General features: G+C 57.4%; 19 protein-coding genes and 1 pseudogene. 14 read left to right on the top strand and 6 right to left on the bottom strand.

Translation table 11 applies throughout. The annotated features are described in order from the left end of the window. Nucleotides 1-6 precede the first annotated feature (6 nt). From trpA to cobA, 12 genes and pseudogenes are all read left to right on the top strand, one after another. The gene (gene trpA, locus ARC85_RS10030; protein WP_113880126.1) at nucleotides 7-819 is read left to right on the top strand and encodes a tryptophan synthase subunit alpha; all 813 of its coding nucleotides are present in this window, start codon (nucleotides 7-9) and stop codon (nucleotides 817-819) included. 38 nt (nucleotides 820-857) lie between these two features. Beyond that, the gene (accD, locus tag ARC85_RS10025) at nucleotides 858-1,787 is read left to right on the top strand and encodes an acetyl-CoA carboxylase, carboxyltransferase subunit beta (protein WP_014421381.1); all 930 of its coding nucleotides are present in this window, start codon (nucleotides 858-860) and stop codon (nucleotides 1,785-1,787) included. Beyond that, on the top strand, nucleotides 1,768-3,090 hold the full coding sequence (gene folC, locus ARC85_RS10020) for a bifunctional tetrahydrofolate synthase/dihydrofolate synthase (RefSeq protein ID WP_114434045.1): 1,323 nt from the start codon (nucleotides 1,768-1,770) through the stop codon (nucleotides 3,088-3,090). Before accD ends, folC begins: the two co-directional genes overlap by 20 nt. Before the next feature lie 92 nt (nucleotides 3,091-3,182). Next, nucleotides 3,183-3,854 (top strand): SPOR domain-containing protein, encoded by a 672-nt coding sequence (locus tag ARC85_RS10015; RefSeq protein ID WP_014421383.1) that lies wholly within the window; start codon nucleotides 3,183-3,185, stop codon nucleotides 3,852-3,854. 93 nt (nucleotides 3,855-3,947) lie between these two features. Then, nucleotides 3,948-4,517, top strand: a complete 570-nt coding sequence (locus tag ARC85_RS10010) for a CvpA family protein (protein WP_014421384.1) — start codon at nucleotides 3,948-3,950, stop codon at nucleotides 4,515-4,517. Nucleotides 4,518-4,551: 34 nt separating this feature from the next. Continuing rightward, nucleotides 4,552-6,075, top strand: a complete 1,524-nt coding sequence (gene purF / locus ARC85_RS10005; RefSeq protein WP_113880124.1) for an amidophosphoribosyltransferase — start codon at nucleotides 4,552-4,554, stop codon at nucleotides 6,073-6,075. A 27-nt stretch (nucleotides 6,076-6,102) separates the two neighbouring features. Next, the gene (locus tag ARC85_RS10000) at nucleotides 6,103-7,326 is read left to right on the top strand and encodes an O-succinylhomoserine sulfhydrylase (RefSeq protein WP_113880123.1); all 1,224 of its coding nucleotides are present in this window, start codon (nucleotides 6,103-6,105) and stop codon (nucleotides 7,324-7,326) included. 22 nt (nucleotides 7,327-7,348) lie between these two features. Continuing rightward, a complete protein-coding gene (locus tag ARC85_RS09995; RefSeq protein WP_113880122.1) occupies nucleotides 7,349-9,949 on the top strand; it encodes a DNA translocase FtsK in 2,601 nt (866 codons plus the stop codon). Nucleotides 9,950-9,959: 10 nt separating this feature from the next. Beyond that, nucleotides 9,960-10,610 carry an outer membrane lipoprotein periplasmic chaperone LolA gene (gene lolA, locus ARC85_RS09990; RefSeq protein WP_113880121.1) on the top strand — a complete coding sequence of 217 codons (651 nt, stop codon included), beginning with the start codon at nucleotides 9,960-9,962 and terminating at the stop codon, nucleotides 10,608-10,610. Beyond that, entirely contained in the window at nucleotides 10,610-11,944 is a 1,335-nt protein-coding gene (locus tag ARC85_RS09985) for a replication-associated recombination protein A (protein WP_113880120.1), read from the top strand. The genes lolA and ARC85_RS09985 overlap by 1 nt, the downstream gene beginning before the upstream one ends. A 113-nt stretch (nucleotides 11,945-12,057) precedes the next feature. Beyond that, entirely contained in the window at nucleotides 12,058-13,332 is a 1,275-nt protein-coding gene (gene serS, locus ARC85_RS09980) for a serine--tRNA ligase (protein WP_113880119.1), read from the top strand. Nucleotides 13,333-13,373: 41 nt separating this feature from the next. Continuing rightward, a pseudogene (gene cobA, locus ARC85_RS09975) lies at nucleotides 13,374-14,180 on the top strand (uroporphyrinogen-III C-methyltransferase); the annotation flags it as partial. 16 nt (nucleotides 14,181-14,196) lie between these two features. On the opposite strand, the gene ARC85_RS09970 reads toward cobA, so the two are convergent. Next, the gene (locus tag ARC85_RS09970; RefSeq protein WP_114434046.1) at nucleotides 14,197-15,276 is read right to left on the bottom strand and encodes a 3-deoxy-7-phosphoheptulonate synthase; all 1,080 of its coding nucleotides are present in this window, start codon (nucleotides 15,274-15,276) and stop codon (nucleotides 14,197-14,199) included. Between the two features lie 183 nt (nucleotides 15,277-15,459). On the opposite strand from ARC85_RS09970, the gene ARC85_RS09965 reads away from it, so the two are divergent. Together ARC85_RS09965 and ARC85_RS09960 are read left to right on the top strand one after the other, a co-directional pair. Beyond that, entirely contained in the window at nucleotides 15,460-17,286 is a 1,827-nt protein-coding gene (locus ARC85_RS09965; RefSeq protein WP_502688013.1) for a DUF1631 family protein, read from the top strand. 8 nt (nucleotides 17,287-17,294) lie between these two features. Then, a complete protein-coding gene (locus ARC85_RS09960) occupies nucleotides 17,295-17,711 on the top strand; it encodes a PilZ domain-containing protein (protein ID WP_113880115.1) in 417 nt (138 codons plus the stop codon). A 56-nt stretch (nucleotides 17,712-17,767) separates the two neighbouring features. Here the strand turns inward: ARC85_RS09960 and ARC85_RS09955 are convergent, their stop codons facing one another. The 5 genes from ARC85_RS09955 to ARC85_RS09935 form a co-directional block, all read right to left on the bottom strand. Next, a complete protein-coding gene (locus tag ARC85_RS09955; RefSeq protein ID WP_014421393.1) occupies nucleotides 17,768-18,553 on the bottom strand; it encodes an enoyl-ACP reductase FabI in 786 nt (261 codons plus the stop codon). 67 nt (nucleotides 18,554-18,620) lie between these two features. Further along, nucleotides 18,621-20,219: an ABC transporter ATP-binding protein gene (locus tag ARC85_RS09950; RefSeq protein WP_286714765.1), complete on the bottom strand. Its 1,599-nt coding sequence runs from the start codon at nucleotides 20,217-20,219 to the stop codon at nucleotides 18,621-18,623. 1 nt (nucleotide 20,220) lies between these two features. Beyond that, nucleotides 20,221-21,243, bottom strand: coding sequence for an ABC transporter permease (locus ARC85_RS09945; protein ID WP_286714763.1), 1,023 nt, complete (start codon nucleotides 21,241-21,243; stop codon nucleotides 20,221-20,223). 2 nt (nucleotides 21,244-21,245) lie between these two features. Continuing rightward, the gene (locus ARC85_RS09940; protein WP_022991191.1) at nucleotides 21,246-22,331 is read right to left on the bottom strand and encodes a microcin C ABC transporter permease YejB; all 1,086 of its coding nucleotides are present in this window, start codon (nucleotides 22,329-22,331) and stop codon (nucleotides 21,246-21,248) included. A 43-nt stretch (nucleotides 22,332-22,374) separates the two neighbouring features. After that, nucleotides 22,375-24,204, bottom strand: a complete 1,830-nt coding sequence (locus ARC85_RS09935) for an extracellular solute-binding protein (RefSeq protein ID WP_286714761.1) — start codon at nucleotides 24,202-24,204, stop codon at nucleotides 22,375-22,377. Nucleotides 24,205-24,212 lie beyond the last annotated feature (8 nt).

Here is a 24,212-nt window from a genome sequence, read left to right as displayed (position 1 = left end):
GCAGGCATGAGCCGAATTGAAGGCGTATTGAAAGCATTGAAAGAGCAGGGCCGCAAGGCGCTGATTCCCTATATTACAGCGGGCGATCCACATCCGGATCAGACGGTCAGCCTGATGCATACCCTGGTCTCTGCCGGTGCTGATATTATCGAGCTGGGCGTGCCGTTCTCGGACCCGATGGCTGATGGTCCGGTGATTCAGCTGGCCTGTGAAAGGGCGCTCAAGCACGGTACGTCGCTGCGTCAGGTGATGGCGATGGTCAAGGAGTTCCGCAAGACCGATCCGGATACCCCGGTGGTGCTGATGGGTTATCTGAACCCGATGGAGGCCATGGGCTATGAAGCGTTTGCAGATGTGGCAGCGGACGCAGGTGTCGATGGCGTTCTGACGGTTGACCTGCCTCCCGAAGAGGCTGATCAGGTAGCACCGCTGTTTGCCGACCGCCATCTGGATCCGGTTTTCCTTTTGGCGCCGACAACCACGGATGACCGGATCAAGGCGATCAGTGAGCACTCATCCGGCTATGTGTACTATGTTTCTATCAAGGGCGTGACCGGGTCCGCAACCATTGATGTTGATGAAGTCGCGAAGAAAGTGGCCCACGTGCACGAGCTCACGGCGTTACCGGTGGGTGTGGGCTTTGGTATCAGGGATGCGGAAACTGCCGCTGCAGTAGGCAGAGTATCCGATGGTGTAATTGTTGGCAGTGTTCTGGTCGATACAATAGCCCGACATCAGACAGATCCTGACGCTTTGCGTAACGCACTGACGGATCTGCTGCACCCGATGCGCGAAGCGCTGGACAGCCTCGCTCACTGAGCGGGCATTATCCAGGCATCAAAGGACAGGACGAGAGCATGAGTAACTGGCTGGACAAAATCATGCCGAGCAAGATTCGCTCGGAATCACGGCAACGTACCGGAGTGCCGGAAGGGTTATGGAAGAAATGCCCCAAATGCGGCGCATTCCTGTACAAGCCGGAGCTCGAGAAGAACCTGGACGTTTGCCCCAAGTGTAATCACCATCTGCGGGTGTCTGCACGTCGTCGACTGGATATCTTTCTGGACAAAGACGGGCGTGAGGAGCTGGCAGCTCACCTCGAACCGTCAGATCGGCTGAAGTTCAAAGACAGCAAGCGCTACAAGGACCGACTCGCGGCGGCGCAGAAAGCGACCGGCGAAAAAGATGCGCTGATTGCCATGCGTGGCACAACCATGGGTGTCCCTTTGGTTGCCTGCGCGTTCGAGTTCAACTTCCTGGGCGGTTCGATGGGTCAGGTGGTTGGCGAGAAGTTTGTCCAGGCAGCGAATGTGGCTCTTGAGCACCGGATTCCCTTGGTCTGCTTTTCCGCCAGTGGCGGTGCCCGCATGCAGGAAGCCATACTGTCTTTAATGCAGATGGCCAAGACCGCGGCGGTGTTGGAGAAGCTCAAGCAGGAAGGCATACCATACATTTCAGTGATGACCGATCCGGTCTTTGGTGGTGTATCGGCCAGCCTCGCTATGCTGGGTGACCTCAATATTGCTGAACCTTACGCTCTGATCGGTTTCGCGGGCCCACGGGTTATCGAGCAAACCGTGCGCGAGAAACTGCCGGAAGGTTTCCAGCGCAGCGAATTTCTGCTGGAACATGGTGCGATTGATATGATTCTGCATCGTCATCAGATGCGTGAGCGCATCGCCCATCTGTTGGCCAAGTTTACTGCCCAGGAAAAGCCCGGCACCGAAGCCCCCATCGAATTTGAAGTTACTGAAAAGCCGGACGTTGATGAACCAGAAGGGCACTGAATCCTCCTCAGCCCCCGTTGGGCCTCCGGCCCTCGGGGCGTCTGTTCAAGAATGGCTGCACTGGCTTGAAGCCATTCATCCCACAGAAATAGATCTCGGCCTGGACCGGGTACTGGTGGTTCTGCGGCGGTTGTTCCCGCGCAAGCCTCAGGCTCGCATCATTACCGTGGCAGGGACCAATGGCAAAGGCACCACGGTTACGGCACTTGAGTCGATTTTGCTGGCAGCCGGCAGGAGCACCGGGGCTTATATGTCCCCCCATCTGTTCCGCTATAACGAGCGGGTTCGGATTGGTGGCCAGGAGATTTCCGATGCGGCCCTGGTGACCGCCTTCGAGCGGGTGGAGGCGGCTCGCCGCGGGGTGACTCTGACCTATTTTGAATTCGGAACGCTGGCCGCTTTTGTCGCATTTGCAGACGCCGGCGTTGAGAATTGGGTGCTGGAAGTCGGGTTGGGAGGTCGCCTGGATGCAGTCAACGTGCTGGACCCGGACTACGCGGTGATCACGTCAGTAGATATCGATCATATTGGTTTTCTGGGGGATAACCGGGAAGTCATTGGTTTTGAAAAAGCGGGGATCCTCAGGCCGGGTATACCCGCCGTTTGTGCGGATCCAAATCCTCCATCCTCGGTCCTTCAACAGGCCGCGGCGCAGAAGGTGGCGCTGAAGCTCACCGGCCGCGATTATACGCTTGCGCCCGGTGCTCCCGGACAGGTTGTGCTCACTATTGGCGACGAGAAGATAGAGTTGCCAGCCGGCCCCTTGCCTGTCCAGAGTGTGGCGGCTGCGGCGGTGCTCTCCCGGCAACTCGTACCGGAGCTTTCACTGGAAAGCCTTCAGCATGCGATACATAGCGTGCGGGTTCCAGGCCGGTTTGAAACCATTCATCACGATCCGGATGTCATTATAGACGTTGGTCACAACCCCCATGCTGCTGCCTGGCTCGTTGACAACCTCCGTAGCCTTCGATGTGATGGTGATGGCCACGGGCGTATCCTGGCTGTGTACGGCGCGTTGGGAGACAAGGATGTGGAGGGTGTGGTCGGTGCCATGTCGTCCGTCGTTGATCAGTGGTACCTGGCGGGCCTGAATGTTGCCAGAGGGCTTGATTCCGACAGCCTGATGAAGCGTATCGCAAGCGTGCCATTTCGGGGAACGCCCGGCGTTTTTGATTCTGTGTCTGAGGCTCTCGCAGCGGCCATGGGCGAGGCAGTGTCCGGTGATCGGGTCGTGGTGTTCGGTTCGTTCTTCACGGTTGCTCTGGCCAGGGAAGAGCTTCTGCCGGCTTCGGAAGCGTCTTAAAGTTTGTCCATAGGCCCCTGGGAAGCTTTGAGTTCTGGCGAGTGGCCGGTTAGTATCGTGATCAAACAGGTTGTTAACGGGAGCCCTCTCAGGTGGATGGACTGAAGCAGCGGATCATTGGCGCACTGGTGCTGGTTTCACTCGCGGTTATTTTCGTGCCGATGATTTTTGACGAGCCCCATTCCCAAAGACAGTCAACCCCCATCACCATTCCCGAGGAACCTCCGTTCCCCGAAGTTGAGATGCCTGAATCTCAGTATCCGGATAACAAGACCGTCGGCGCAGAGGCACCCAGGAGTTCCGCGCCGCCCGTTAACGACGAGCCGGCGGCCGGTTTTCGGATCATCGAGGAAAACGCTGTTGCCGAGGAGGAGCCCGCCCCGGAGCCAAATTCCCAACAGGTGGAACCAGTACCGGCAGAATCCTCCGCTGAGCCGGAGCCTGCGGCGCCAGCCGAAAAACAAGATGCTGCCTCCACAGGCGCTGCAGAACCTGGCGATAAGGCCGAGTTTACGGGTTCACTTGAAGGTGCGTGGGTGGTGCAGCTTGGCAGTTTTGGTAACCAGGACAACGCCCGGCGTTTGCGGGACAAGGTTCTCGACATGGGGTACGGCGCCCACCTGCAACAGGTTGATCGCGGCGATAGCACCCTGACCCGGGTATTCAGCGGCCCGTTCGTCAACAAAGACGATGCCCAGAAAGCCAAGGCGGCCCTTGATAAAGCCTTCGGCTTGAACAGCCTGGTCACCACCGGCGACAAATAACTGGCCGTTGCCGGATTTAATCTGGCTTCGGCAGTTTGGTGTCACCCGGTTTCCTGTTAGAATCCGCCTTTCGTTTTCTCCACCGGGTTTTCCATGGAAGCGCTGATCTGGATAGACTGGGTCATCATTGCCCTCATTGCCGTCTCCACGCTTATCAGTCTGAAGCGGGGCTTCGTCCGTGAAGCGCTGTCGCTGGTTACCTGGGTTGGTGCATTTATCATCGCCCGGACGTTTCACCCCCAGATGCAATCTCTTCTGGAGTCCACCGTGGAAACACCGCTGGTGCGGTTGATTGCAGCGTTTGCCATCCTTTTCTTTGGCACCCTGATCGTTGGCGCGATCATCAACAATATGATCGGCCACCTGGTGCGTGCGACCGGCCTGTCAGCAACGGACAGGGTGCTCGGCATGGGGTTTGGTCTTCTCAGAGGGGTTGTGGTTGTGATTGTCGCCATTGCCTTCACGCGCTACACGCCGCTGGCCGAGGATACCTGGTGGAGAACGTCGGTCATGATTGAACGCCTTGCGGTAGTTGAGGATTGGTCCAGGCGCACGCTCGGCGACGAATTTGCCCGCTTCCTCGGTCCGGAGCAGGGCGCACAGACAGCCCCGGAGGCGTCCGCAGAACCTGAAGGCGTGGAACCCGCGTCTGCATCCCGTTAACATTCAGTTTTAACACTCGGAGATATATCCAGCCATGTGCGGCATTGTCGGTATCGTCAGTACTTCCAACGTCAATCAGCTTCTTTATGATGCACTGACTGTTCTTCAGCACCGTGGCCAGGATGCGGCGGGTATTGTTACCTTCCAGGACAACCGATTCTTTTTACGTAAAGACAATGGACTGGTGCGGGATGTTTTCCATACTCGCCATATGCGCCGGTTGGTGGGTAACGTGGGCATCGGGCATGTGCGTTATCCCACGGCGGGTAGCTCAAGTTCAGCGGAGGCCCAGCCGTTCTATGTAAACAGCCCCTACGGCATTACCCTGGCGCACAACGGCAACCTGACCAATGCCGATGAGCTGAGCAGCGATCTGTTCCGAACCGATCTGCGCCACATCAACACCAACTCGGATTCTGAAGTTCTGCTGAACGTGTTCGCCCACGAACTGCAGAAGCTGGGTAAGCTGAACCCCACCAAGGACGAGATCTTTTCCGCTGTGCGCGCAGTGCACAAGCGTTGCAAAGGTGCCTATGCTGTTATCGCCATGATCACCGGTTATGGCATCGTCGGTTTCCGGGACCCGAACGGTATCAGGCCCGCCTGCTACGGTGTCCGGGAAAATGAAGAGGGCCAGAATGAATACATGATCGCGTCGGAAAGCGTCGCCCTTAATGCTGCCGGTTTCAGCATCGTTCGTGACATTGCTCCGGGCGAGGCCGTCTATATTGAAACCGATGGCACCCTGTATTCAGAACAGTGCGCCGAATCACCCAAACTCTATCCGTGTATTTTCGAGCATGTCTATTTTGCCCGTCCGGACTCGATCATGGACGGCGTTTCCTGTTACAAGGCCCGGCTCCGGATGGGCGAGGTGCTGGCAGACAAGGTCCTGCGCGAGCGACCCGACCACGATATCGACGTGGTCATTCCCATTCCGGACACCAGTCGTACGTCCGCCATGCAAATGGCCCATCAGTTGGGCGTGAAGTACCGCGAAGGCTTTATCAAGAATCGATACATTGGCCGTACCTTTATCATGCCCGGCCAGAAAATGCGTAAGAAATCGGTACGCCAGAAGCTCAACCCGATTGACCTGGAATTCCGTGGCAAGAACGTCATGCTGGTAGACGATTCCATCGTACGGGGCACTACCTGTAAGGAAATTGTTCAAATGGCTCGTGATGCCGGAGCGCGCAATGTCTATTTTGCGTCAGCGGCTCCCCCCGTGCGCTATCCCAATGTGTACGGCATCGACATGCCCTCGGCCAGCGAGCTGATTGCCCACGACCGCACTGTAGAAGAAGTACGTGATCTGATCGGAGCTGACTGGTTGGTGTATCAGGATCTGGAAGACCTGATTTCCTGTGTCAACGATGTCAATGAAGACATCGACGGTTGGGAATGCTCGGTGTTCACCGGGGATTACATTACCGGCGACGTGGATGAAGCTTACCTGACCAGGCTGGAAGATCTTCGCAAGGATGAGAAGCGCTCAACCAGTCAGGTCGCGAATGACGACAACGCCATTATTGACCTGCACAATGATGAAGACTGACACCCGCAATTACGCCAGGAGACTGTCATGACGTTCGGCCGAGAAGAACACGTTTGGATTCCCGAATCGGACCTGGAAGGCATGTCGGTCGATACCCTGGCCGTGCGGGCAGGGCAGATTCGTACCGGGCAGCTCGAACACAGCGATGCAATCTTCCCGACCTCCAGCTTCGTCTATGGTAGCGCGGCCCAGGCGGCTGCCCGTTTTGGCGGTGAAGAGCCCGGTAATATCTACTCCCGGTTTACCAACCCGACGGTTCAGGCATTTGAAGCCAGAATTGCTGCCATGGAGGGGGGAGAGCGTGGTGTTGCGACTGCTTCAGGTATGGCTGCCATTCTCAGCACCTGCATGTCTCTGCTGAAGTCCGGCGACCATGTGATCTGTTCCCGAGGTGTGTTTGGGACGACCAACGTACTGTTTCAGAAGTACATGGCCCGGTTTGGCGTGGAAACCAGCTTTGTGAGCCTGACGAACACCGATGAGTGGAAGGCTGAGGTTCGCCCCGCCACCCGGATGCTGTTTTTGGAAACCCCGTCCAATCCGTTGTGTGAAGTGGCGGATCTTGCGGCCTTGTCGGCCATCGCCCGTGAAAACGATGCTTTGCTGGTGGTCGACAACTGCTTCTGCACACCCGTGCTGCAGCGGCCACTGGAGCAGGGCGCCGACATCGTTATTCATTCAGCCACCAAGTATCTCGACGGCCAGGGCCGTTGTGTCGGTGGCGTGGTGGTTGGGCCGGCGAGATACCTGGACGAGATTTATGGTTTCCTCCGTTCCGCCGGCCCGACGATGAGTCCGTTCAATGCCTGGGTGTTCCAGAAGGGCCTGGAAACCTTACCGATTCGTATGCGCGCCCATTGTGACAATGCGTTAGAGTTGGCGTTGTGGCTGGAACAGCAGGACTGTGTGGAGAAAGTTTACTATGCAGGCTTGCGGAGCCATCCGCAGCACGAGCTGGCGAAAAAACAGCAGGACGGCTTTGGTGGCGTGCTCTCCTTCCTGGTAAGGGGTGGCCGGGAACAGGCGTGGAAGTTTATTGACGCGACCCGGATGATTTCCATCACCGCCAATCTGGGGGATGTGAAAACCACCATCACTCATCCGGCGACAACCACTCATGGACGCCTCTCTCCCGAGGACAAGGCGAGGGCAGGCATTACCGAGAACCTGATTCGCCTGTCAGTCGGTATCGAATCCATCAAGGATCTGAAAACCGATCTGGACAGAGGTTTCCAGGCGTTGAAAGATTAACAACCGGACGGTTTGAGCATTCATGGCGGAATCCGCGAAAGCGAAGAAAGCAGTAGCCACAGAACTGACCGACAAGCAGAAGCGATTTCGTCGCCTGATGGCTCAGGGGGCCAGGGAAGGCGCGGTCATTGCGTTGATTGTGCTGTGCATCTATCTCGCCATGGCCCTGTTTACCTTCAATCCGGCTGACCCTGGCTGGGCCAGCATTGGCCACGATATCCGTGTTCAGAATTACGCAGGTCGCACCGGTGCCTGGCTGGCGAGCCTGTTCATGGATTTCTTTGGCCATGTGTCCTGGCTGTTTCCCGTGATGGTTGCCGGTTACGCCATCATGCTGATTCGTCGCCGGCATCAACCGCTGGATATGCACTGGCCGCTGTTCATGGTCCGCTTTGGCGGTTTTGTTCTTATACTGCTGTCTGCCACCAGCCTGCTTTCTCTCTACTCCGTATTTGGCTTGGGCGCCTCCTCTGGCGGCGTTTTGGGTACTGCCGTGTCTGAAGCCATGGTGCGGTTTTTTAATCTTCCGGCGACCACGTTGCTGCTGATTGCCATTTTTCTCTTTGCCCTGACGGTGACTATCGGCCTGTCCTGGTTCCGGTTGATGGATCAGGTGGGCGGCTTGACCCTGAAGTTTGCCCTGGCCGCCAAATCGCTATTCGCCGGGGCAGGGAAGAAGGCTGAAAAGACCGCCGGCCAGGGAACCTCGGCAGCCAGGGTGGAAGCACCAAAGCCGGAACCGGAACCCCCGGTTGTGCGTGACAAAGTCCGGGCTCGCGAGAAGGGTAAAAATGACCAAAAGTCAGGCCAGCAGAGCTGGTGGCAGCGGATATTTGGTCGTCGTGCAAAACCCGCAGAGGATATCAGGGCTCGGGAGCCCCAGCGCGAACGGAAAGAGCCGGCTATCGAAGGGCTGCCTGCATCCATAGCGGAACCAGACCACCTGGAGAGTTTCAGCTCTCGGGATGTAAAGGCAGAGCCATCGCCTCCCCCGGCTGAAAAGGCAAAGGCCCGTTCCCTGAAGATATCGCCGTTCAAGAAAGAAGAGCAGGGCGGTGCGCCGAAAAAGGGTGATGACCGCCAGGGCTCTCTGCTGGAAGACATTGAAAGCCCGATTCCGCCGATTTCTTTGCTGGATCCTCCCGAGGAGCACAAAGAACGAGGTTATTCGGAAGAGTCTCTGGAGCATATGTCCCGTTTGCTCGAAGAGAAGCTCAGTGATTTCGGGGTATCGGTTGAGGTGGTCGAGGTTAATCCCGGCCCCGTGATTACCCGTTTCGAGATCAAACCAGCGCCCGGGGTCAAGGTCAGCAAGATCTCCAACCTGGCAAAAGACCTGGCGCGATCCCTGGCCGTGCTCAGCGTGCGGGTGGTCGAGGTGATTCCGGGCAAATCCGTGGTCGGCATCGAGATTCCCAACGAGGAGCGTGAAATTGTACGCCTGAGCGAAGTGCTGGGTGCCAAAGTGTTCACCGAATCTTCCTCGCCACTGACGCTGGCTCTGGGGAATGACATTGGGGGCAACCCCATGGTTGCCAACCTGGCCAAAATGCCCCACCTGCTGGTAGCCGGCACCACCGGTTCCGGTAAGTCGGTGGGGGTGAATGCCATGCTGTTGAGTATGTTGCTGAAGGCAACACCGGATGAAGTCCGATTCATCATGGTGGACCCGAAGATGCTTGAACTGAGCATCTACGACGGCATCCCACACCTGTTGGCACCAGTGGTCACAGACATGAAAGAGGCCGCCAACGCTCTGCGTTGGTGTGTGGCCGAGATGGAGCGCCGCTACCGGCTGATGGCCAGCCTGGGGGTGCGCAATATCGCCGGCTACAACAAAAAGGTGAAAGATGCCCGGGCGGAGGGAGAGCCGCTGCTGGACCCGCTCTGGAAACCGGACGAATACCTGGCCAATGATGAGCAGGAACGCCCGGAGCTGGATACCCTGCCGTTCATTGTGGTGGTGATCGATGAATTTGCCGACATGATGATGATTGTCGGCAAGAAAGTGGAAGAGTTGATTGCCCGGATTGCCCAGAAGGCAAGGGCGGCCGGTATTCATCTGGTTCTGGCAACCCAGCGTCCGTCCGTGGATGTGATTACCGGCCTGATCAAGGCCAACATTCCCACCCGGATGTCGTTCCAGGTATCGTCCAAGATTGACTCCCGTACCGTTCTCGATCAGGGCGGGGCTGAACAGTTGCTGGGCCACGGCGACATGCTGTATCTGCCACCAGGCTCAGGTTTGCCGGTGCGGGTTCACGGTGCCTTTGTCGACGATGACGAAGTACACCGTGTGGTCAGTGCCTGGAAAGCGCGGGGCGAACCAGAGTACGTGGATGATGTACTGAATGGCGCCGAGGGCGAGCACCTTCCAGGCGTACCCACGCTTAGCGAAGGCGGCGCCGGTGGTGGCGAAGAGGGTGATGCCCTGTTTGACGAAGCGGTGGCTTTTGTCACTGAAAACCGGCGAGTGTCTATTTCGTCGGTCCAGCGTAAATTCAAGATCGGCTACAACCGTGCCGCCAATCTGGTGGATGCCATGGAAGCTTCGGGGGTAGTCAGCCCGGCGGGCCACAACGGTGCCAGAGAAGTTCTTGCACCGCCGCCTCCCAGAGACTAGGAGTTATCAGATGATCAGAATGTTTTCAGGAATCCTGTTGGTACTGGCAGCAACGTGGTCTGGCGTGTCCCAGGCTGATAGTGCACAGGCATCCCGGGGCGCAGCCGAACAGTTGACCTCGATTCTGAAAAGCTACGAAACCTATCAGGCGGACTTTATACAGATTGTGGTCAATGAGAATGGCAGCCAGGTTCAGGAAACCCGTGGATCGCTCAAAGCCAAGCGGCCTGGTTTGTTCTACTGGGAGACCGGAGCACCCCTGTCCCAGTTTATTGTCAGCGATGGCGATAAAGTGGAGGTGTACGATCCGGATCTGGAACAGGTAACCATTCATTCCCTTGATGAGCGGGTTCAGACCACGCCGGCACTGCTGTTGAGCGGCGAAGTGGAGAATCTGGACGAGAGCTATGAAGTGAGTGTCCGCGAACTCGGTGAAAGCACTCGTGAATTCACTCTGGTACCCCGCAGTCAGGATTCTCTGTTTACCTCTCTGCGGCTAAGCTTCTATGATGGCGAGCTGCAGGAAATGCGCATGCAGGATTCACTGTCCCAGATGAGCATTCTCAGCTTCGACCATATTGAACTGAATCAGGCCCTCGATTCCAGTGTCTTCCGCCTCGACTATCCGGAGGGGGTTGATGTGATTCGGGATGGTGCCTGATGCAGGACAGCCTGTTTCAGACTGAGACCGGCTTTCAGCCCCTGGCCGCGCGTATGCGGCCGACCTCTCTAGAAGGTTATGTCGGCCAGGCTCACCTGGTCGGCCCCGGTAAACCTTTGCGCCGGGCCGTGGAACAAGGTCAGCTGCATTCCATGATTCTCTGGGGGCCACCCGGAGTCGGAAAAACCACTTTTGCTCGCCTGCTGGCCAATGTCGGCGACCTGTCCTTCGAAACCATCTCTGCAGTCCTCAGTGGAGTTAAGGAAATTCGCGAGGTGGTGGAGCGGGCCCGCAACCGTAAACAGTCCCAGGGCAGGGATACGCTTTTGTTCGTGGATGAAGTGCATCGTTTCAACAAAAGCCAGCAGGATGCTTTCCTCCCGCACATTGAAGATGGCACCTTCATTTTCGTGGGCGCAACCACCGAAAACCCATCCTTCGAACTGAACAGCGCCTTGCTGTCCCGTACCCGTGTTTATGTCCTGAAAAACCTGGAAGCGGCGGATATACGACGGCTGCTGGACAGTGCCCTTGAGAGCGAGCAGGGCTTTGCCGGCCAGTTGCGGGTAGATGAGGGGGGGCTGGCGACCATGGCGGAAGCGTCAGGTGGCGATGCCCGGCGAGCGCTGAACATTCTGGAGGTGGCCGCCGACCTGGCAGAGCCGGATGATGACGGTGTTAACCGGGTTACCGCTCAAACTCTCGAACAGGTACTGCAGACCAGTCTCCGCCGTTTCGATAAAGGCGGGGATGTGTTCTACGACCAGATTTCGGCATTGCACAAATCGGTGCGGGGCTCCAACCCGGACGGTTCGCTGTACTGGCTGTGCCGAATGCTCGACGGCGGTTGCGACCCGTTGTATGTCGCCCGGCGCCTGGTTCGTATTGCCAGTGAAGACATCGGTAATGCCGACCCGAGGGCGCTCCAGATTACCCTGCAGGCCTGGGATGCTCAGGAACGTCTTGGCTCCCCGGAGGGCGAGCTGGCGCTGGCACAGGCGGTCACCTATCTGGCGCTTGCGCCGAAGAGCAATGCGGTTTACAAGGCGTACAATCAGTGCATGGCCGACATCCGCAGCGATCCGGACTATGAAGTTCCGGTACATCTGCGCAATGCGCCCACCAAATTGCTGAAAAGCATGGGGCATGGAGAAGAATACCGCTACGCTCACGATGAGCCGGACGCCTATGCGGCAGGAGAAGCCTACCTGCCGGAGGCGATCCACCAGCGGCGCTATTACCAGCCGGTACAACGGGGACTTGAGATCAAGCTGGCGGAGAAGCGCGAACGCCTGGATTCGCTGGATGCCAGCAGCCCGAAAAAGCGGTACTAAGCCCCATCCCTCGCCAATTTTGCTGCCTGTGTCCGGCCGGTGGTGGTCAGCGCATTCACGGCAGGTATAATGCCCGCATACCATTCATTCGTTAACCGGAAATCAGGAACAACATGCTCGATCCGAAACGTGTCCGTACACAGACTGAAGAGATCGCCCGTCGGCTGGCTATCAAGAATTTCGAGTTTGATATTGCCACCTTCGAGCAGCTTGAGGAACGCCGCCGGGCCATTCAGGTTCGTACGGAAAACTTGCAGAGCGAGCAGAACAAACGGTCGAAATCCATCGGCAAAGCCAAGGCGGCCGGTGAGGATATCAAACCGTTGCTGGAAGAAGTCGAAAGCCTGAAGCAGCAACGTGGTGACGCCGAGGACGAACTGCGTTCCGTGCAGGAATCCCTGAATGCCTTCTTTGCCGGTATTCCCAATCTTCCCGACGACGACGTGCCACCGGGCGCCAGTGAAGACGACAACGTCGAGACGCGTGTCTGGGGTACGCCCCGTGAATTCGATTTTGAGCCTAAGGATCACGTGGCCCTGGGTGAGCAGCTGAAAGGCCTGGACTTTGAGAAGGCCACTCAGCTGGCCCATTCCCGTTTTGCTGTTATGCGCGGACAGCTGGCGCGCCTGCACCGTGCACTGGCTCAGTTCATGCTCGATCAGCATACTCTGCAGCATGGTTACACCGAGGCCTATGTGCCTTATCTGGTGAATGCCAACACTCTGTTTGGTACCGGCCAGCTGCCAAAATTTGAAGAAGATCTTTTCCGCACAGCCGGCGACAATCCTCTGTACCTGATTCCGACCGCGGAAGTGCCGGCCACCAACCTGGTGGCGGATACCATTCTGGATGATGCCGAACTGCCGCTGCGTCTGGTTTGCCATACGCCGTGCTTCCGGAGTGAGGCAGGGTCTTACGGCCGGGATGTGCGGGGCATGATTCGTCAGCATCAGTTCGACAAGGTGGAGCTGGTGCACATTGTTCGCCCGGAGGAATCCACTCAGGCGCTGGAGGAACTGACCGGACACGCCGAGAAGATCCTGCAGCTGCTTGAACTGCCTTACCGTGTGGTCACCCTCTGTGGCGGCGACATGGGCTTTTCCGCCGCCAAAACCTACGACCTGGAAGTCTGGCTGCCGGGGCAGGGCAAATACCGCGAAATTTCTTCCTGTTCCAACACCCGTGATTTTCAGGCACGGCGTATGCAAGCCCGCTGGCGTAATCCGGACACCGGAAAGCCCGAACCGGTCCATACCCTCAATGGTTCCGGCCTGGCCGTAGGTCGCGCCATGATTGCGGTGATGGAGAACTACCAGCAGGCGGACGGCAGTATTCTGGTGCCCGAGGTACTCAAACCCTACATGGGAGGCGTCGAGCGTATTCAATGAATGATCAATCCAGGGATGCACCAGTAAAGGGCGTACCCGTCGGCTCTGCACCGACGCGGTACAGGGCCAATCCGGTTACGGATAACCCCAACAACTCGGCCGGTGAAGTAGCGTTGGTCGGTGCCGGCCCCGGCGATCCGGAGTTGCTCACCCTCAAAGCCTGGCGCCTGATCCAGTCGGCGGAGGTGGTGTTGTACGACCGCCTGGTTTCTCCGGAGATCATGGCCCTTATTCCGGAAAGCACCCAGAAGATCCACGTTGGCAAACAGCGTTCGAACCACACGCTGCCGCAGGATCAGATCAATCAACAGTTGGTGGATCTGGCCCGGGAAGGCTATCGGGTGGTACGTCTTAAAGGCGGCGATCCGTTCATCTTTGGCCGTGGCGGCGAGGAGATTGAAACCCTGGCCTCGGCCGGCGTCCGTTTCCAGGTTGTGCCGGGTATCACCGCCGCCTCAGGTTGCGCTGCCTACGCCGGTATTCCTCTGACGCACCGGGATCACGCCCAGTCAGTGCGGTTTATCACCGGTCACCTGAAGAATGACACCTGCAATTTGCCGTGGAAGGACTTTGTTCAGAATAATCAGACCCTGGTATTTTACATGGGCCTGGTCGGTTTACCGATCATCAGCCGGGAGCTGATGGCCCACGGCATGCAGGCGGATATGCCCGTGGCTCTGGTGTCCAGGGGCACCACACCGGAACAGGAAGTGATTACCGGTACTCTGGAAACGATTGTGGATCGGGTTCAGGAGGAGGGCGCACAAGCGCCGACGCTGGTGATCATCGGCAATGTGGTTTCTCTTCGAAACCGTCTGGATTGGCTGGGAGCAGAAGCCGGGCGGTGAGGCCCGGCTTCAGGATTCAGGCAGAGGCGGTCCGCTTGGGCAGAACGTCTTTCAGCTTTTCACGCATGTCGCGAATGGCTTTTTCGGTGGTTTCCCAGTCGATACAGGCATCCGTGATGGATACACCGTATTTCAGGTCAGCCAGGTTTTCCGGAATAGACTGACTACCCCAGTTGATGTGGCTTTCCACCATCAGGCTCTGGATAGACTGATTGCCTTCCAGAATCTGGTGTGTCACATCCTGCATTACCAATGGCTGAATAGCCGGATCCTTGCTGGAGTTGGCGTGGCTGCAATCCACCATGATGGATTTGCGCAGCTTGGCCTTATCCAGTGCCTGTTCGCACAGGGCTACGCTGACGGAGTCGTAGTTTGGCTTGCCGCCACCACCACGAAGTACGACGTGGCCGTAGTTGTTGCCCTTGGTGCGAATAATGGCAACTTTGCCCTGCTGGTCGATGCCCAGGAAGCTGTGGGGATGAGAGACTGACTTCATGGCGTTAACCGCAACGTCGAGGCTGCCATCGGTGCCGTTCTTGAAGCCGATGGCCATGGACAGGCCGCTGCTCATTTCCCGGTGGGTCTGGGACTCGGTGGTACGGGCACCGATAGCAGACCAGGCTATGGTGTCCTGAAGGTATTGGGGAGATATTGGGTCCAGGGCTTCAGTGGCGGCCGGAAGGCCCATCTCATTGATGTCCAGCAGCAGGCGGCGACCAATGTGCAGTCCCTGCTCGATATCAAAGGTATCATTCAGGTGCGGATCGTTGATCAGGCCTTTCCAGCCTACGGTGGTGCGTGGTTTCTCGAAGTACACGCGCATGACGATCAACAGTGTATCGCTGACTTCATCGGCGAGCTTTTTCAGTCGGGCGGCATAATCGCGGGCAGCTTCTACATCGTGAATCGAGCAGGGGCCTACGACGATGAACAAACGGTGATCCTTGCCATCCATAATGTCGTAGATGGCTTGCCGACCATTGGCAACGGTTTCGGCTGCCTTTTCTGACAGTGGCATCTCTTGCTTCAGTGCTTCAGGAGTGATCAGTGTTTCCTGGCTGGCCACGTTCAGGTTTTCCAGTTTCTTACCCGACATCTTGTTGTGCTTCCCCGAATCTTGTCGTTACCTCACCCGGTATATTCATTCTTTTGTCCGGATGATTGAATAATAAGTGCGAGTGGGATACTTGGTTGCAGTAAACCCCGGCGAGTTGGTTATACTGCGTTATTTGCAGGCCCTTTTCAACGCTTCTCAACGCTTCAGGACAACAGGTAACGGATGTCGCCCTCATCAACGAAACCACAGGCTGTCTCTTCCTCCCGAAAGGTGGTTTCAGAAAGGATTACCCGGGTTCTGTCCGGGATCCGGGTGCCCGATCTGCCATACCCCGCCAGTAAGTCTTCTCCGGAGCAGGAACCCGACTGGCGTCCCTTGTTGATGTCCTGCTGGACGGAACAGCGGGATGAGCGGGTAACCAAAGTGCTGCGTTCGGTTCAGATTGAGTGGACCGTCCGGCAGGTGAACGCAGCCTACCTTTCCGACCGGATCATGGACGTCTTCCTGAAAACCTCCGGCCTGCATGCCGCCCTGGTGGGGCGTATAGCGCGCTTACGGTTCTGGCTCGCATGGCAACTGGATCTGTGTGGTGCTGAGGTGTTCAGCGGGGTACTTCTGGACTGGCTTGATAACCTTCAGGAATGGCGTGGCTGGAGTGATACCGGTGGCCGATCATCCCGCGTATTGCTGGATCAGCTCGATAGCCTGGTAATTACTGTATCCGGTAGCTTTGAGGCTGGCAGCCGTGATCCGCTGGAGCACTACTGCAGCCAATGGCTTGCTGATATCCGAAAGCGGGATGATCAGGTGGCGCGGCTACGGGAACGTTTGTTGGAAACCGAACAGGGGGCTTCACGCCAGCGTTTGTCAGATCAGGTGGCCAGGGCTCTGATCGGCCGCGCCTTGACGGGCCGTCAGCTACCGCCGGCCATTACCCGCTTTATCCTGACCGACTGGCACAAGGTGTTGAAACAGAGTGTCTGGGCCGAAGGCGCGGACAGTGAAGTGCATCGGCACGCCAACAAATTACTGGAGTGGCTGGTCTGGGTGGGCGACCCCCAGCTTTCTGATCGGGATCGTAACCGGTTGTATCACGTCGGGGAACAACTCGGCGACCGCGTCCGCGAAGTCTGGACTCGCGCTCTGGGTGAGGGTGCTCCCGAACAGGCATTGCACGAGATCCAGGCGGTAATTGTGGCTCGAATTCGAGGGGAAACACCAGAACTGGAGCCCGCGCTTTCGCCCGATTCCGATTTTTCCTGGGATAGCAGTTGGCTGGTGAATGAGTCGGTGCCGGCCGATGAATCCGAACCTCTGGTCGGTCAGTGGTTTGTAGAGGGTGAGGGTGCACGGGAGCAGCGACGTTTCTTCTTTGCTCTGTTACCTGACAGCGGAGAAGTGCTCTGGACCAATGGTGCCGGTGTCAAACTTGGGCTGCAGCCCTGGAAGGAATTCCAGGCCGAACTTGCCAGCGGAGGACTCAGGCCGCTTCCGGAGCCGACAGCCTTTGGCCAGGTGCTTGCCGAAACCCTCGAAGTGCTGTCTAAAGTATGCGCCAAGCAACTGGAACAGCGTGAAAAAGCGGCCAAGGAAGCCCGCGCCCGGGCCGAAGCGCTTCGGAAGGAACGGGAAGCGGCCGAGCAACGCCGTCGGGAAGAGGAGCTTGCACGCCAGCAGGCACTCGAACGAGAACGTGAAGAGGCCGAGCGCCAAAGGGTGGCAGACGAAAAGGCAGAGCAGGAGCGTTTGCGAAAAGAGGCAGAGCTGGTGGCCACCAAACAGGTCGAAGGTATCGCGCTCGGCGGCTGGATTGTGCTCACTCAGGAAACCCGGGATGACGACCCTGTCCGGCTCAAGCTCGCCGTCAAGATTTCTGCCTCGCGGAAATATGTGTTTGTGGATCGTCTGGGGCTCAATCGCCGGGAATTTCTCCAGGACGAACTGGTTAACGGAATCGTGGGAGGTCGAATTCGCGTGCTTGGCAGTTCGGCCGAGTTTGATGACACCCTGAGCCGCGTTGTCGGGCGTATCCGTGTTGGTCGGAACTGAGGTGAACGATGATCGATGATGATTATGGGTTCGGAATAGAGGACGACTTACCGTCAGGGAAAGACCTTCGTGAGGACTACCGTCTAACGGCCCGGGCGCGTGCCTGGATACTCCTGGAATCGGCCGAACCGGAGTCGGAGCCGTCGACACTGGATGGTGTATCCGACAGGCTGGAATGTCAGGTGCGCGACATATCGGCCCGTGGAATCAGTCTGTTGTGCGAGGCATCGCTTAGCATCGGGTCGATTTTGGTTGCGGAGGTAAGTCTCGGGGAACACGCAGAGCACTTCCGGCTGAGTGTCGAGGTCATGTGGTGTCGCGAGGCGGAGTGGGGGTATCTGATTGGCGTCCGGGTACTTGAGTCAGATGAAACTGACTATCTGGACTGGATCGAGGCGGTTGCCAGGGCACTCTCGGAAAGCTGAACGAAAAGAGCCGGCATCGCGCCGGCTCTTTTGCTATGGCTGACGTAGGGAACCTATCAGGCGTCCATCTCCGCCATGCCGGTGATGTTGAAACCACCGTCCACATACAGGATTTCACCGGTGATACCAGAGGCCAGGTCGGACGACATGAAGGCGGCGGCGTTGCCAACTTCTTCTGTGGTCACGTTACGACGCAAGGGGGCCTGCTTGGCGTTCTCGGCCAGCATGCGGCGGAAGCTCTTGATGCCTGAAGCGGCCAGGGTCTTGATCGGGCCCGCTGAGATACCGTTCACCCGGATGCCTTCCTTGCCCAGGCTGGCGGCCATATAGCGTACGTTGGCTTCGAGAGACGCCTTGGCCAGACCCATCACGTTGTAGTTCTGCAGCACCCGCTCGGCGCCCAGGTAGCTCAGGGTCAGCAGACTGCTGCCTTCGTGCATCATCTTGCGCGCGCCCTTGGCGAGGGCCACGAAACTGTATGAGCTGATATCGTGGGCAATCCGGAATCCGTCACGGGTGGTGACGTCCACGTAGTTTCCATCCAGCTCATGGGCCGGCGCATAACCAACCGCATGGATGATGATGTCGATGTTGTCCCAGTGTTTGCCCAGTTGCTCGAATACTTGGTCAATCTGCTCGTCGCTGGCGACGTCACAGGGGAAAGTCAGTTTGCTGCCCCACTGTTCCGCAAACTTCTCAACGCGGGACTGCAGTTTCTCGTTCTGATAGGTGAAGGCCATTTCGGCGCCTTCACGAGCGAAGGCCTCGGCAATGCCGTAGGCAATGGAATGTTTGCTGGCGACGCCAACAATCAGTGCTTTTTTGCCACTGAGGATTCCCATGGGTTTCTGCTCCCTGTGTTCCGTGGTTTCGGCGCATTATCCCCGACCTGTCAGGGTCGGGTAACGCTCAATTGGTCGTAGACTGATAGAAAAATGCGGCATTCAGCAGTTCCCGGGTATACGGCTGTTGTGGTTCCCGGAAAATGGTCTCTGCATCGCCGTATTCCACAATCCGGCCTTGCCTGAGTACCAGCAGTTTGTGGCTGAGTGCGCGAACAACGGCCAGATCATGACTGATAAAGATGTAGCTTAGCCTATATCGGGCCTGAATTTCCCGTAAAAGCTCGATCACCTGCTTCTGTACCGTTCTGTCCAGGGCGGAGGTGGGTTCATCCAGAATCATCAGGTCTGGCTGGAGAACCAGCGCGCGTGCTATGGCAATACGCTGACGCTGGCCGCCCGAGAACTCGTGTGGATACCGATGCCGTGCGGCCGGATCCAGTCCCACATCCTGAAGGGCCTGGATAACCCTGGCTTCGTGCTGCCCGGAACTCCCGGGCTCGTGGATTTCCAGTCCTTCACGGATGATTTCTTCAACGGACATCCGCGGGCTGAGGCTGCCAAACGGATCCTGGAAGACAATCTGAACGCGCCGGCGCCATGGCCGGAAAGCCTTCTGGGAAAGGGCGGACAGCTCTGTGCCGCAGAGGCTGAACTGGCCTGTGCTCGGAGTGAGTTTCAGCAAGGCGTGGCCCAGTGTGGTTTTGCCACTGCCACTTTCGCCGACAATACCGAGGGTTTCACCGGCACGCAGCTCGAAGCTGGCATCCTGTACCGCGTGGAAGCTTTCTTTTACCTTGCCCAGCAGGGTCTTGCGAATGGGGAAATGCACATTCACGTTGTTTACGGTCATCAGGGTTTCGGTACCACTACTGGCTGGCAGAGGGTGCTCCGGTGGTTCCGCGTCAATGAGTTTACGGGTGTAGGTATGAGAGGGCGACCTGAACAGCGCTTCTGTCGCGCCTTGTTCGACCATTTTTCCCCGTTCCATCACCACCACGTAATCGGCATACCGGCGGACGATGTTCAGATCGTGGGTAATTAACAGCACTGCCATGCCCAGCTTCTGCTGCAATGATTTCAGCAACTCCAGCACCTGTTTCTGAACCGTCACATCCAGTGCCGTGGTGGGCTCATCCGCAATCAGCAAATCGGGTTCATTGGCCAGAGCCATGGCAATCATTACCCGCTGTTTTTGCCCACCCGATAATTGGTGTGGGTAGCTCGTCAGGCGGGTCTCCGGGGCCGGAATCCCGACCAGTTCCAGTAATTCCAGGCAGCGTTTCCGGGCCTGGGGGCCGCGCATGCCTTTGTGTAGCTCCAGGGTCTCGCCAATCTGCTTTTCGACGGTATGCAACGGATTGAGCGAGGTCATCGGCTCCTGGAAGATCATGCTGATGTGCCGGCCACGAATCTGGCGCAGGCGCTTTTCCTTCGCCTGCAGCAAGTCTTCGCCCTTGTAGAGGATCTGTCCGGCGGGATAAGCCGCATGGCGTTCATCCAGTAGCCGAAGTATCGACAGCGCTGAGACAGACTTACCTGAGCCACTCTCGCCAACCAGCGCGAGGGTCTGGCCCTTGTCGATGCTGAACGACAGCCCGTCAACTACCCGAGGGCCGTTGTCGAAGGTGATGGACAGATCCGAGATGGACAGCAGGTTACTCATATCAGTTCTTTCTCGGGTCAAAGGCATCGCGCACGGCTTCACCCACAAACACTAGCAGCGTGAGCATGACGGCCAGTGACACGAACGCGGAAATACCCAGCCAGGGTGCATGGAGGTTGGCTTTTCCCTGGGCGATCAGCTCACCCAGCGACGGCGAACCGGAGGGCAGGCCGAACCCCAGGAAATCCAGAGACGTGAGCCCGGTAATGGCTCCGGTGAGGATAAACGGCATGAAGGTGAGGGTTGCCACCATGGCATTGGGCAAAATGTGTCGGAACATGATTCTGCGATTATCCAGGCCGAGTGCTCTGGCGGCCTTCACATATTCAAAGTTACGGGCCCGGAGAAATTCAGCCCTGACTACATCCACCAGCCCCATCCAGCTGAACAGCAGCATGATGCCCAGCAACCACCAGAAATTGGGCTGAACAATCGAAGACAGAATAATGAGCAGATACAACATGGGCAAACCGGACCAGATCTCGATAAAACGCTGGCCAAACAGGTCGATCTTGCCACCGTAGTAGCCCTGCAGTGCGCCAACGGCAACGCCAACGATGGAACTGGCGATGGTGAGCGTCAGGCCGAACAACACCGAAATACGGAAACCATAGATCACCCTGGCAGCCACATCCCGCCCCTGGTCATCGGTTCCCAGCCAGTTCTCGGCACTGGGCGGCGCAGGTGAGGGAACAGTCAGATCGTAGTTGATGGTGTTATAGCTGAAGCGAATGGGCGGCCAGAGCATCCAGCCATTGCTCTGGATTTCGCTCGCAATGAAGTCATCGCGATAATCGGCTTCCGTGGGCAGAAACCCACCAAAAGTTTCTTCGGGCACCTGCTGAATGACGGGAAAGTACCAGTCGCCGTGGTAGGAAACTACAAGAGGTTTATCGTTGGCGATCAGTTCGGCACATAGCGAAAGGCCAAACAGCACCAGAAAAATCCAGAGACTCCAGAAACCGCGCCGGTTAGCGGTAAAGTTATTGAGTCGTCTGCGCTGAATCGGAGAGAGGGTTGCCATGATTACGCACCCTCCCGGCTTTCAAAATCGATGCGCGGATCAACAGCGACATACGTGAGGTCGCTGATCAGCTTCATCACCAGCCCCATCAGCGTCAGGATGTAGAGAGTGCCGAAAATGACCGGATAATCCCGGTTGAGGGCAGCCTCAAAACCAAGCAGGCCGAGGCCGTCCAGTGAGAAGATTACCTCAATCAACAACGACCCGGTAAAGAACAGCGCCACCAGAACGCCGGGCATACTGGCAATGACAATCAGCATGGCATTACGGAACACATGGCCGTAAAGCACCTGCTTTTCTTCCAGGCCCTTGGCCCTGGCGGTGACCACATACTGCTTGCTGATTTCGTCCAGAAACGAGTTCTTGGTCAGCAGCGTGAGGGTAGCGAACCCGCCGATCACGTTTGCGGTCACTGGCAGGGCGAGATGCCAGAAATAATCAGCAACCTTCTGGTACCAGGTCATCTCGTCAAAGCCCGGCGAGGTCAGGCCCCGGAGCGGGAACAGATCGAAATAGCTACCGCCGGCAAACAGTACGATCAGCAGGATGGCAAACAGGAATCCGGGAATGGCGTAGCCGACCACGATCGCGGAACTGGTCCAGACATCGAACCGGGAGCCATCCGTGACCGCCTTACGGATGCCCAGTGGAATGGAGACGAGGTAGATAATCAGCGTGGACCAGAGGCCGAGAGAAATGGAGACCGGCATCTTGTCCAGAATCAGTTCGACGACGCTTCTGTCCCGGAAGAAGGAATCGCCGAAGTCGAAGGTGGCGTAATCGCCCAGCATTTTAAAGAAACGTTCGTGGGCAGGTTTGTCGAAGCCGTACATGGCCTCAAGTTCCTCCAGGAGCTCGGGCGGCAGACCCCGGGATGCGCGGCTGTCTCCGGAACTGCTGGCTACTTCACTGCCGACATCACCGCCACCGGCTCGTGCCAGGGCACTGCTGCCGTGGCCTTCCATCTCGGCGAGAATCTGTTCGATGGGGCCGCCGGGGGCGGCCTGAACAATGACAAAATTCAACAGCATGATCCCCACCAGGGTGGGGATGATCAGGGCGAGGCGGCGGAGTATGTAAATGCCCATTCAGGGAGCAGTCCTTACTACAGCGTCGTGATAGCGAACGGTATCAGCGTTCAGTCCACCAGTTGTTAAGGTCGATGCCGTTCTTGGGCGTGTTGGCCGGGCGCTTCAGGTGGTTCCAGTAGGCCACCCGATCCTTGCGCAAATGCCAGTGCGGGATCACGTAATGGCCATGCAGCAGCACACGGTCCAGCGCGTGCACCCGGTGTACAAGCTCTTCACGGTCCGGCGCCTGAATGACCATGTTGACCAGTTCATCGACGACCGGGTCGTTAACGCCCATGAAATTGCGTGAACCGGTTACATCGGTGTTGCTGGAGTGCCAGTAGTCCCGTTGCTCGTTACCCGGAGAATCGGATTGCGGCAGAACCTGGGTGATCATGTCGAAATCAAAACTCCGAACCCGCTGGATATACTGGTTGCTGTCGACCAGACGCACCGACACGTCGATACCCAACTTCTCGAGATTCTGTTTGAAGGGCAGAACCACCCGCTCAAAACTCTTCTGGAACAGAAGGATCTCGAAAGCCAGCGGCTTGCCGGTCTCCTGGTGGATCATCTTGCCATTCTTGATCTGATACCCGGCCTCTGTCAGAAGCTTCAGAGCCGTCCGAAGATTGTCGCGGAGGCTGACGCCGTTACCGGTATCCGGTGGGAAATAGGCCTCTGTGAAAACGTCGGGGCTTAGTTGATCCCGATACGCTTCAAGAATTTCAAGCTCCCGCCCTTCGGGTAAGCCAGACGAGGCCAGATCGCTGTTCTCGAAATAGCTGCTGGTGCGAGTGTACTGCCCAAAGAACAGGTTCTGGTTGGCCCACTGGAAATCAAAACCGTAGGCCAGCGCCTCCCGAACCAGGGGATCCTGAAACACCGGCTTGCGGGTATTGAAGATAAAGCCCTGCATGCCGGTGGGGCGGTGGTGTTCGATGGCTTCTTTTTCAATATCGCCGCTCTCGAACTGGCGCCCGGTATAGGCAGTGGCCCAGTTCTTGGCGGAGGTTTCCTGGCGGAAATGGAAATTACCGGCTTTGAAAGCCTCCAGGGCCACGGTGTCGTCGTTGTAATATTCGTAGGAAATGGTGTCGAAGTTGAATCGGCCTTTGCGTACACCCAGATCTTTGGCCCAGTAGTCGTCGACCCTCTGATAGGTAATGGATCGGCCGGCGTCAAAAGAGGCAATCCGGTATGGGCCGCTGCCGACGGGGACGGTCAGGCCGCTGCTTTCAAACTCCCGATCCTGCCAGAAATGTTCTGGCAGGACGGGCATCTGACCAAGAATCAGGGGTAGTTCCCGATTGTTGGTTTGCGCAAAGTCAAAGCGAATCCGGTGACTGTTTTCAATGGTCACCTTGTCTACATCCGCGTAGTAGTTGCGGTAAAACGGGTGACCTTCGGTGGTCAGAATCCGGTAGGAAAATTTCACGTCTTCAGCGGTGATTGGTTCGCCGTCCTGAAAGCGGGCATCTTTATTGAGGTTAAAAATGACGAAGCTGCGGTCTTCCGGCACTTCAACGGATTCGGCAATCAGCCCGTACTCGGAAAACGGCTCGTCGGCAGAGGACTCCAGAAGGGTATCGTACACGTAGGCGTTAATACCCGCCGCAGAGATACCGCGGATGACAAAGGGGTTAAAGCTGTCGAAGCCGTTGGCAACCACGGATAACTTCAGTTCGCCGCCTTTCGGGGCCTCCGGGTTGACGTAGTCGAAGTGACTGAAATCCGCAGGGTACTTCAGTTCACCGTGCATGGCGATGCCATGCACAGGAGTGGGGTTTTCGGTGACGCCTTCATCGGCTGAGGCGAAACAGGCAGACGCTGCCAGAGCCAGCGTCGCGGTAATTCTGGTCAGCAAGGGTGCTTCTGGTTTTTTTGTCATGGTTCTCG

This window comes from Marinobacter sp. tcs-11 (assembly GCF_002049515.1).
Classification (GTDB): Bacteria; Pseudomonadota; Gammaproteobacteria; order Pseudomonadales; family Oleiphilaceae; genus Marinobacter; species Marinobacter nauticus.
The sequence above is the reverse complement of the archived record's forward strand: the minus strand, read 5'-3'. Positions and strand labels throughout refer to the sequence as shown.